12 protein-coding genes are annotated in these 10,422 nt (G+C 54.9%); 7 read left to right on the forward strand and 5 right to left on the reverse strand.

Annotated features, from left to right (window positions below; all coding sequences use genetic code 11):
- Position 1 precedes the first annotated feature (1 nt).
- The 3 genes from QJ48_RS13715 to QJ48_RS13725 form a co-directional block, all read right to left on the reverse strand.
- Complete coding sequence (locus QJ48_RS13715; protein WP_054974131.1) at positions 2-388, reverse strand: hypothetical protein; 387 nt, start codon at positions 386-388, stop codon at positions 2-4.
- Between the two features lie 21 nt (positions 389-409).
- Positions 410-625, reverse strand: a complete 216-nt coding sequence (locus tag QJ48_RS13720; RefSeq protein WP_054974132.1) for a helix-turn-helix transcriptional regulator — start codon at positions 623-625, stop codon at positions 410-412.
- Between the two features lie 156 nt (positions 626-781).
- Positions 782-1,891, reverse strand: a complete 1,110-nt coding sequence (locus QJ48_RS13725) for a GGDEF domain-containing protein (protein ID WP_054974133.1) — start codon at positions 1,889-1,891, stop codon at positions 782-784.
- 360 nt (positions 1,892-2,251) lie between these two features.
- On the opposite strand from QJ48_RS13725, the gene tkt reads away from it, so the two are divergent.
- The gene (tkt, locus tag QJ48_RS13730) at positions 2,252-4,255 is read left to right on the forward strand and encodes a transketolase (RefSeq protein WP_054974134.1); all 2,004 of its coding nucleotides are present in this window, start codon (positions 2,252-2,254) and stop codon (positions 4,253-4,255) included.
- 99 nt (positions 4,256-4,354) lie between these two features.
- A complete protein-coding gene (locus tag QJ48_RS13735) occupies positions 4,355-4,672 on the forward strand; it encodes a pyrimidine/purine nucleoside phosphorylase (protein ID WP_025849509.1) in 318 nt (105 codons plus the stop codon).
- Positions 4,673-4,749: 77 nt separating this feature from the next.
- Here QJ48_RS13735 and QJ48_RS13740 read toward each other — a convergent pair whose 3' ends face one another.
- Positions 4,750-6,027 (reverse strand): NAD(P)-binding domain-containing protein, encoded by a 1,278-nt coding sequence (locus QJ48_RS13740; protein ID WP_237762908.1) that lies wholly within the window; start codon positions 6,025-6,027, stop codon positions 4,750-4,752.
- Between the two features lie 203 nt (positions 6,028-6,230).
- Here QJ48_RS13740 and QJ48_RS13745 point away from each other — a divergent pair, with 203 nt between their 5' ends.
- The 3 genes from QJ48_RS13745 (at position 6,231) to QJ48_RS13755 (ending at position 8,983) form a co-directional block, all read left to right on the forward strand.
- The gene (locus QJ48_RS13745) at positions 6,231-7,586 is read left to right on the forward strand and encodes a glucose-6-phosphate isomerase (RefSeq protein ID WP_054974135.1); all 1,356 of its coding nucleotides are present in this window, start codon (positions 6,231-6,233) and stop codon (positions 7,584-7,586) included.
- 117 nt (positions 7,587-7,703) lie between these two features.
- On the forward strand, positions 7,704-8,342 hold the full coding sequence (locus tag QJ48_RS13750; RefSeq protein WP_054974136.1) for a YigZ family protein: 639 nt from the start codon (positions 7,704-7,706) through the stop codon (positions 8,340-8,342).
- A gap of 53 nt (positions 8,343-8,395) precedes the next feature.
- A complete protein-coding gene (locus QJ48_RS13755) occupies positions 8,396-8,983 on the forward strand; it encodes a TetR/AcrR family transcriptional regulator (RefSeq protein ID WP_054974137.1) in 588 nt (195 codons plus the stop codon).
- Positions 8,984-9,054: 71 nt separating this feature from the next.
- Here QJ48_RS13755 and QJ48_RS13760 read toward each other — a convergent pair whose 3' ends face one another.
- Positions 9,055-9,456, reverse strand: coding sequence for a secondary thiamine-phosphate synthase enzyme YjbQ (locus tag QJ48_RS13760; RefSeq protein WP_010494594.1), 402 nt, complete (start codon positions 9,454-9,456; stop codon positions 9,055-9,057).
- A gap of 126 nt (positions 9,457-9,582) precedes the next feature.
- Between QJ48_RS13760 and QJ48_RS13765 the strand changes: the two genes are divergently transcribed.
- Together QJ48_RS13765 and QJ48_RS13770 are read left to right on the forward strand one after the other, a co-directional pair.
- The gene (locus tag QJ48_RS13765) at positions 9,583-9,807 is read left to right on the forward strand and encodes a DUF1128 domain-containing protein (protein WP_025849503.1); all 225 of its coding nucleotides are present in this window, start codon (positions 9,583-9,585) and stop codon (positions 9,805-9,807) included.
- 171 nt (positions 9,808-9,978) lie between these two features.
- A complete protein-coding gene (locus QJ48_RS13770; protein ID WP_054974138.1) occupies positions 9,979-10,266 on the forward strand; it encodes a hypothetical protein in 288 nt (95 codons plus the stop codon).
- Positions 10,267-10,422 lie beyond the last annotated feature (156 nt).

Raw genomic sequence — 10,422 nt, forward strand, 5'->3', positions numbered from 1 at the left:
GTTATTTGAACCGGCGGACGTAAAACAACTGAACGACCGGATACAACACCAGGCAAAAGCATAGAGTGAGGAACAGCGAAAGGTTACCGAAATCGTCCTTACGGACAAATACGATCCGGTCGGCGATCCAAAACGCGAACAAAGCCACCGTTAAAATGTGATAGCTGATTTTGGCGCTTTTCGCAGCGATAATTTTCCCCATCTCGTCCTGCTGCGCTTTGCGGTCCGTACCCCAGGTCAAAAATTGAAGACAGATGGCCAAAGCAACGACGACCGACGTTACGCTCGACGTGCCGATCGTTCCGTTCATGTAATCCTTAATGGCCATCACCGCAAAAAATACGAGCGTCGCCGCTACAAAAATAGACATTCCTAAACGTACTTTCATTATAGTACTCCTCCAATTATGCTAATCTTGTTGTTCTTCTGAGTTGTTCCGGTATATAAACAGCTCATCCACTCGGCAATGAAGCTCCTCTGCCAGCCGGAAAGCCAGGAGCAAGCTCGGATCGTACTTGTTGTTTTCAATCGCGTTGATCGTTTGTCTGGAGACGTCGCAGCCGGAGGCCAAGTCTTCCTGAGACAGCCCTCTGGCTTTCCTCATTTCTCGGATACGGTTTTCCATGGACACACCCTTTAGCACCGAAATGTAAAACATGTTTTACAAAACCAATGTACCAGTCATCGATGAATATGTCAAATACTTTTTACATTTTTGTTGGAGGAAAATAAAAAAGACGGCGCCGGTTATGGTGAAACCCGGTTCCGTCTATTATAACCATCACACGACCACCGGGTCGGTGACCGCTGACTGCACGACCGTTTTGTTTTTGCCCGTCCTTTTGGCGGCATAAAGAGAAGCGTCTGCGCCTTTGAACAGCCCTTCCTTGCCGTGGCCTTTCGTATAGGTCTGCAGTCCGATGCTGATGGTCGCCGCCTGCGAATCCAATTCGGGGTGCTGGGTGACCGACAGCTTGTGGCGGATCTGCTCGGCTAAATCGTAGGCTTCTTCCAGTGTCTTATCGGTAAAGATGACGGCAAACTCTTCGCCGCCGTAGCGGGCCACAAAATCGTTGGGAGATACCGTTTCTTTAATAGTATTGGCCACGCGCATCAAAATAATATCGCCGACCCAGTGGCCGAACGTATCGTTGATTTTTTTGAAATTGTCGATATCGACGATCGCCAGCTGCAGTGGCAGCTCGTTACGCTCGTGCTGGTCGATCAGCTTTTCGAGATATTCGTGGAACGTCTTATGGTTATACAGGCTCGTAAGCGCATCCAGCTTGGATAGCTTGTCCATAATAATGTTTTTGACCAGCAGCTCTTGTTTGGCTTCGGTTGCATGCTTCAGATTGTTGAGCAGCTCGATTCCGCTGCTGGTGATGGATAGCGCGATAACGGTCGTACCGGTGTAAAGGAACAGGATGCCGATCGTATGCACGGGCTGCATGGTGAGCCGAAGCTCGGGGCTGATGAGGTACAGGGCGGCGAAGGACAGCAGCACGAGGGCGAAGGCGGCGACAATGCGTTTTTTGTTAAAGGACAGAACGGACGTTAGAATCGGAAAAATGTAAATGGCGGGTACGATGCCGATTGACGGGTTCATCAGGATAATGGAGGTTGCGTAGAAAATGCCGGTTAAGATGAGCAGCCAATCGCTCTGTAGTTTACGGTAGCGGTAGAGGATTTCTACGGCTCCGGTGACGGCGGTTAAACAGATCACTTGAAACAGCAGGGCTTGAAAGAAGGCGGAGGGCGAAGTATCCGCTTCCAAAAGGAATATGGCGTATTCGAGAATGGCTGTCAGCACGATGGTGATCCAGTACAGATTGAGCATTTTTCTGTACGTTTTTCGGGTATTGGCCAGTTCCAGCAAAAGATGGTTCATACATCTGCTCCCGTGTTCACATAATACATCCACGCTTACCTTAGTTCATCCAACAAGAGTGAAACGCTCCAAAAAATGTGTGATACCATACTGTTTCGACGTAACTTTTGTAAATCCTTCGGCAGAACTAATTTTTTTGTGCGAAATGCGATTTCAAAGCATGTTCACCGGTTGGATATGGCAAACTGAAACGGAGAGTGGTACAATAAGGCAAGCACTCCAAGCGAACAGGTAGTAATGCACACGTGAACAAGCCTCTTGTTTACTGGGTTCACGTGAAGCCCGGCGCTTTCGCGCGAAGGCGGACCAGTGCTTTACCATACTGCTGATCAAAAGAAGATCGATAATAGGAGGATCACAATGACGGTATCTAACAAAACGATCGAACAACTTTCCGTGGACACGATCCGCACGCTTTCCATCGATGCGATTGAAAAAGCCAAGTCCGGACACCCCGGGATGCCGATGGGAGCCGCGCCGATGGGCTATGAGCTCTTCGCGAAGCTGATGAAGCACAACCCGGATCAACCGACGTGGATCAACCGCGACCGTTTCGTGCTGTCTGCGGGACACGGTTCGATGCTGCTGTACAGCCTGCTCCACCTCTCCGGCTACGACCTGCCGATGGAAGAGCTGAAGCAGTTCCGCCAATGGGGGAGCCTGACGCCGGGACATCCGGAAGTGGGCCACACGCCGGGCGTCGACGCGACGACGGGGCCGCTCGGTCAAGGTCTTGGCATGGCGGTGGGGATGGCGATGGCGGAAGCGCATCTCGCAGCTGTTTACAATCGTGAACAATACCGTGTCATCGATCACTATACATATGCCATTTGCGGCGACGGCGACCTGATGGAAGGCATCTCGTCGGAGTCCGCTTCGCTTGCGGGCCATTTGAAGCTCGGCAAGCTGATCGTGCTGTACGATTCGAACGATATTTCGCTGGACGGCGAGCTGAATCTGTCGTTCTCCGAGAATGTCGCCCAGCGCTTTGAAGGCTACGGCTGGCAGGTGCTGCGCGTCGAGGACGGCAACGACCTGGAGGCGATCCACAAAGCGGTGCTGGAAGCGCAGGCGGATTACCGTCCGACGCTGATCGAAGTGAAGACGGTCATCGGCTACGGCAGCCCGAACAAAGCGGGCAAAGGCGGCCATGCCGGCCCGCACGGTTCCCCGCTTGGTGTGGACGAAGTTGTGCTGACCAAGAAAGCGTACGGCTGGGACGAAGCGCAGCACTTCCACGTGCCGGACGAAGTGCGCCAGCATTTCGCCGATGTGAAAAGCAAGGGAGTTCAAGCGTACGAGGCTTGGAAGCAGTTGATTGCCGACTACGCGAAGGCGCATCCGGAGCTGGCGCAGCAGTTCGAGGCGGCCTCAAGCGACGATCTGCCGGAAGGCTGGGACAAGGACATTCCGTCCGACGTTTCGGCGGACAAGGGTACCCGTACGGCTTCCGGCACGGTGCTGAATGCGATTGCCAAAAACGTGCCGTGGCTCGTCGGCGGTTCCGCCGACCTGGAGTCCTCCACTATGACGCACATGAAGGATCTCGGCGTGCTGACGTCTAAAGACTACAGCGGCCGCAACATCTACTTCGGCGTGCGCGAGTTCGGCATGGGCGCGGCCACGAACGGCATGCTGCTGCACGGCGGCGTGAGGGTGTTCTGCGGAACGTTCTTCGTCTTCTCCGACTACTTGCGTCCGGCGATCCGTCTGGCGTCGATCATGAACGTGCCGGCGATCTACGTGTTCACGCACGACAGCATCGGCGTCGGCGAAGACGGCCCGACCCACGAGCCGATCGAGCAGCTTGCCGCGCTGCGCGTCATTCCGGGCGTGACGGTTCTTCGTCCGGCGGACGGTCCGGAAACGGCAGCCGCTTGGCGCTATGCCGTTGAGAACAAAAAAGGCCCTGTCGCCCTGATCTTCTCCCGTCAAGCGGCTCCGACGCTGGAAGGCACGGCGAACGGCGCGGTTGACCGCGGCGCATACGTCTTGTCCGACGCAGCCGGTGGCAAACCTCAGGCGCAAATTATCGCAACGGGGACGGAAGTACAGCTTGCGATGGGCGCGCAAAAGCAGCTTGCCGAAGAAGGCATCGCGGTTCGCGTGATCAGCATGCCGAGCTGGGAGCTGTTCGACAAGCAGCCGCAGGAGTACAAGGATTCCGTCATTTTGCCGGAAGTAAAAGCGCGTCTGGCGGTCGAAATGGGTCATCCGTTCGGCTGGGAGCGCTACGTCGGCGAGCAAGGCGACGTGCTCGGCATCAACAAATTCGGCGCATCTGCTCCGGGTCCGGTTGTCATCCGCGAGTACGGCTTCACGGTGGACAATGTGGTAGCCCGCGTGAAAGCTTTGCTGAAATAAGAATTGGACGTTGAACAATAGACGACGAACGGCAGCGGGCGGTGGCGGATGAACGCACCGTCCGCGGCTGATTCAGACGAGAAAGAGGGAAATCGGTCCATGTCGCAATTTGAGAACGTAACCGCAGTGAAGAAAGCGAACATCTATTTCGACGGCAAAGTGACCAGCCGAACCGTGATTTTTGCGGACGGAACGAAAAAAACGCTCGGCATCATGCTGCCCGGCGAGTATGAGTTTGGTACGGATACGAAGGAAATTATGGAGATTCAAGCGGGGGAGCTGAAGGTGCTGCTGCCCGGCGCCAGCGAATGGCTGGAAATTAACGGAACAGGCGAATTTACGGTGCCCGCAGGCGCCAAGTTCAAGCTGGACGTCCGCACGGTGACGGACTACTGCTGCTCTTACATTAGCGAATAACGAAAAGCAAACCCCGCACATCCGATCCGGTATAACGAACCAGATAGGCCGATGCGGGGTTTTTGCAAAAAACGGAATCAGGCTTGGGAAGCTTTCTCTTGCTCTTCCGATTGGACGCGGATGTATTCCTCGAGCTTCAGCCGCACGTACGGCGGCAGTCCCGACAGCATGCATCCGTAGCGGAACAGCCCGTTGTCCGGATCGATGCGGATGATGCGCGCCGTGATCGGCGGCAGGTCTGCTTCCTTCGGAAAGTGAAGCACGATGAACATATCGCGGGCGAGCGGGAACGACGAGACGATCCGGATGCCGCTCTCCGACAGGTCGACCAGCGAGCCTTCGATCAGCTGCCCGGAGAAGGAGCCTTCCTGCTCCCATTGGTAGACGGATAAGTGCAGCTTGATGTCGAGCTGAATCCGCGCGTTGCGGCGGCGTTCGGTCGTGACTTCGGTAGACTTGTCCCGGCTGCTGACCTGCATGTGCATCCAATCCTCATAGCATTGGATGACCGAGCACAAATCGTCTTCTCCGAGGCCTTTGGCAAGGCCCATCTGGAACAGGCCCGTAGCCGTGCGAAGCATTGGCGAAGGCATCTGGAACCCGTCGGCCACGTCTCCGGCGAGCAGTAAGTCTTTCAGCATCAGCTTGGTCGAGAATTGGTTGCTGAAATCGCGGCTTACGATCTTGGAGCCTTTCAGCTCGGCTTGTCTGCTGTTTGCGCCGCCGGCAAGGACGATGCTCAAGAAGCTTTCGGGATCGAGACCGGCTTTGGTCACCATGGACAAGCCTTCCATCAGCCCGAGCGCATTGATGCCGACCATCGTATTATGCGCAAGCTTTGCATAGGAGCCGGAGCCGCTTGGCCCCATGTAGACGATTTTGCTGCCCATCGCTTCGAAGACGTCGCGCTGCGCGTCCAGCGTCTCTTCCTGCCCGCCGACCATGAAGACGAGCGTGCCGTTTTCGGCCGCAGGCTTGCTGCCGGTGACCGGCGCGTCGAGAAAATCGACCAGATGCAAGGCCAGCTCGTCGTAAATTTTGCGGCTCGTCGCAGGGGAGACCGTGCTGCAATCGATCACGGTTTGTCCGGGACGCAGGCTGTGAGCCAGTCCGTTCTCGCCGAACAAGCTGTCCAGAACGACCTGGTCGTTGCTCAGCATCGTGACGATGACGTCCGCTTCTTTGGCGGCTTCAGCGGGGCTCGCTGCCTGGGCGGCGCCGAGGGCGACAAGCTCCCGGGCTTTGTCCGCCGTGCGGTTGTAAACGTTCACGCGAAAACCTTTTTGGATCAAATTGGCAGCCATAGGTTTGCCCATAGTGCCCAGACCGATAAATCCGACAGTTTTCATGATCATCCATCACCTCTTGCCTGTATTTTAACATTTTGCCAGTGAGCTGTGAATTGTTCTCTTGCGTTTCGGCTAGAAAGTAAAGTATTCTATACACTATAGGGATTTAATGTGTTACCGTACGACCAAGGTTTCGATTCGAAGCAAGGACAAGTCTTGCCCGCATGTCACAGAGAAAAAAACGATTCGGACGGGAGGATGTATTTGGAATGGGAGCTAAACTTCATTTTGATTACAGCAAGGCTCTTGGTTTCATTCAACAGCACGAGGTGGATTATTTGGCGGGTGCCGTAGCCGCCGCGCACAATCAATTGCACGACAAAACCGGCGCCGGGAACGATTATCTCGGTTGGATCGATCTCCCGGTCAATTACGATAAAGAAGAATTCGCCCGCATCCAGCAGGCGGCCAAGCGCATTCAATCAAATTCCGACGCGCTTGTCGTCATCGGCATCGGGGGCTCCTACCTGGGGGCCAGAGCGGCGATCGAGATGCTGTCCCACAGCTTCTACAATCTGCTGCCGAAGGATAAGCGCAAGACGCCGGAAATTTATTTCGTCGGTCAGAACATCAGCTCCACCTACGTGACGCACCTGCTGCAGCTGCTCGAAGGCAAGGACATTTCCGTCAACGTCATCTCCAAATCCGGCACGACGACGGAGCCTGCTATCGCTTTCCGGATTTTCCGCGAGCTGCTCGAGCGGAAGTACGGAAAAGAAGGGGCACGCGAACGCATCTATGCGACGACGGACCAGGCGAAGGGCGCGCTGAAAAAGCTGGCGACCGAAGAGCGCTACGAGACGTTCGTCATCCCGGACGATGTGGGCGGCCGTTATTCCGTGCTTACTGCTGTCGGCCTTCTGCCGATTGCTACCGCGGGTGTGGACATCGAAGCGATGATGCAGGGCGCGGCGGACGCGCGTGAGGTTTACTCCAATCCGAACCTGAAGGAGAACGAAGCGTACCAATACGCTGCGGTTCGCAATGCGCTGTACCGCAAGGGCAAAACGACGGAAATTCTCGTGAACTACGAGCCGTCGCTGCACTACGTCTCCGAATGGTGGAAGCAGCTGTACGGCGAGAGCGAAGGCAAGGACAACAAAGGCATTTACCCGTCTTCGGTCGATTTTTCCACGGATTTACATTCCATGGGTCAATTCATTCAGGAAGGCTCGCGCAACTTGTTCGAGACCGTCATTCAAGTCGAGCAGGTGTCGGAGCAAATCACGATCGGCACCGATCCGCAAGATCTGGACGGCTTGAACTTCCTGAGCGGACAAACGATGGATTTCGTCAATAAAAAGGCGTTCGAGGGCACGATGCTTGCTCATACGGACGGCGGAGTGCCGAACCTGATCGTCACGCTGCCCGATCTGTCGCCTTATACATTCGGTTACATGGTTTACTTCTTTGAAAAAGCCTGCGGCATCAGCGGTTACCTGCTGGGTGTCAACCCGTTCGATCAACCGGGCGTGGAGGCATATAAGAAAAACATGTTCGCACTGCTCGGCAAACCGGGCTACGAGAAAGAAAAGGCTGCGCTCGAGGCCAGATTGTCGAAGTAACTCGCAGCGCGCGGAAAAAGCGGTTCATCCCCCGGGATGGCTGCTTTTTTTGCAGGCATCCCGGCCGCCGGATGTTCCAGAGGCTACGGCCTGATAAGGAGGCGCCAGGAAACGTCCATGTTAACGCGGTACAGAACGGTTAAGCGATTCGGCTCGGCGGAGATCGTCATTAAGAAATCCCGGTTTATCGGGTTTGCGAAACCGGTTGAGACCGAGGAAGAAGCCGTTGCATTCATTGAGAGCATTAAGAAGGAGCATTGGTCCGCCACGCATAACTGCTCGGCTTACATGATCGGAGAACGCGACGAGATTCAGAAAGCGTCCGACGACGGGGAGCCGAGCGGGACGGCGGGGAAGCCGATCCTCGAAGTGATCAAAAATCAAGGCTTGAAGAACGTCGTCGTCGTCGTGACCCGTTATTTCGGGGGCATTATGCTGGGGGCGGGCGGCTTGATCCGCGCCTATACCGACGGGGCGGTCGCCGGGCTTGCCGCGGCGGAGCAAGTGTATAAGGTGCTCCACCGGGAAGTGCTGGTGGAAGTCGATTATACGTGGCTCGGCAAGCTAGAGAACGAGTTGCGGAACCGCGGCATGATGATGGGCGAGACCGTTTTCACCGATAAGGTGACGTTGAGCTGCTTGCCTTTAGTTGAGGAAGCGGATACATTTGCTGCGTGGATGACGGACTTGACTCAGGGTCAAGGGACGATCATCCATGGAGAAGAACGTTACGTAGAGCATGCCGAGCTTCCGTGAAGCGGAAGCCGGCGGCTTTTAGTATAAATCACGCATAGAAATGAGGGAGGCACTTGGCAAGAAAAGCAGTTGCACAAGAACTAAGCCGGATGCGCATTTTGGAAGAAGCGCGGCAGCTTTTTATCGAACACGGTTATCACACTTTAACCATGCGAAGCATCGCAAAGTCGATGGGTTACAGCCACGGAGCATTGTATTACCACTTCAGCGAAAAAGCGGAACTGTTCTATGCGCTGGTCAACGAAGATTTCAAAATGCTGCTGGAGCGCCAAAAAGACATGCTGAACCGGTCCCGTCTCGGGGATATCGGACAGCTGGAGAAGCTGATGCTGGAGTTCATCCGCTTCGGGCTGGACAATCCGCATCATTACGAGATTATGTTCATGATCAAAGACCCGGAGCTGCTGCGGTACTCCCGGGAAGAGCAATCGCAATGCCTCGATCTGTTCGCCGCGGTCGTCCGGTCCGTCGTCTCCCGTCAGCCGGGGAACGAGAAGAAAATGTACAGCTTGCCCTGGAGTTTGTTTATGTCCATGCACGGCTTCATCTCGTATAACATTCATTACAACCAAGCGTATCAGGATGTTCGAAAGCTGGCAGAGCAGCACGTCAAATATTTGTGCGAAGGACTGCAGGGGTAACACGTTACCGGGTAGGTAAATTTTTTTCACCCTTATGCTTCATTACACTAATGCGTTATCGCTTCCTCGCTTTATCCCCGGATGAATTTTACAAGGCAAGAGCGCTCGCGGGGCCCGTCAAATTCGCAGAAATAAATGCCCTGCCAGCGGCCCAGCACCAATCGCGAGCCGGCCACAAGCACGGTTTGGGAGGAGCCCGTCGTTATCGCCTTCAGATGCGAGGCGGTGTTCCCCTCGGCATGACGGTACTTCGGATGCGTCCAAGGGTATACTTCATCGAGCCGCATCAGCACGTCATGACGGACATCGGGATCCGCATTTTCTTGAATGGTGATGCCTGCCGTCGTATGGGGACAATAAATGACGGCAAGTCCCTCTTCCAGTTGTTCCTGCTTCAGCAGATCGTGAATCAGACGGGTAATTTCGATCATTTCGTCGCGCTGCTTCGTATGTAGATGGAGCGTGTGAATCATGACAAAACCTCCTTCGGCTTTTGTTCGGAGATGCAGGTCCGTCACCATTATATTACACCGGGCATGCCCCTACAAAACATGGTACAATGGAAGGGAAAATGAAAGGCGCACGAAAGGGTGACCCCGGTGAATTTAACGACGAACACGTTTGAAAACACGGAATTTATGATTGAAGAAATCAAGAAAAAGCTGCGGATGGCTTCCGGCGCCGCGCTGAAGGCTTCCCAGCTCAATGACGAGCAGTACGAAGAGCTGCGCGACATTTATGAGATGGTTGCCGGGAAGAATCAATTCAGCATCAGTGAAATCGAAGCGATTACAACGGAGCTTGGCCGTCTGCGCAGAGGCTAACCGGAGCGGGCGGCGCCTGCAAATGCAGGACAGGACGATGGCACATCTTGCTTGGACGGCGGGGCATTGATACAAGCAGCCCCGGTGTCCATCCCGTACTATATAGCGTTATACCCAATCAATTAGGTATTAGGGCCACGGCCCGACGCTACTATTCGGAGGTGTGCGCATATGCCCAAAGCAGTCAGCAAGCAGGACGTCGCCAAGCTGGTAGGCAAGCAGATTTATGCGGTCAAGAAAGACGGAACGGTCGTAGAAGGCAAGTTGGTGCGGATTAGCGGTAACAAATTGCTGGTTTCCACCCGCAATGGCAAGCAGGTGAAAACGTCGGCGATTCTTCCGCTCGTTCTGTTCGATTTGCTCGCCATCGGAACTGCCCCATACGCCTACGGCGGTTGGGGGGGGGGGTTCGGCGGGTGGGGGGGGCTCCGGCCCGTTTGGGGGGCCTTTTTTTTGTGAAAAGGCCGCCGAAAAAGTGGGGGTCCTGTGGAAAAATCCCCTTTTTTGGGGTTTTCGCGGGCGGGCGGGGTTTTTTTCCTGGGTCGGGGGGTACTTTTTTTTTCTTTTTAAACATTTCCAGCCCCCGCGACTCCTCGAGAGATCCGATTGCCGCTT

The organism is Paenibacillus sp. A3 (genome assembly GCF_001399685.1).
Taxonomy (GTDB): domain Bacteria; phylum Bacillota; class Bacilli; order Paenibacillales; family NBRC-103111; genus Paenibacillus_G.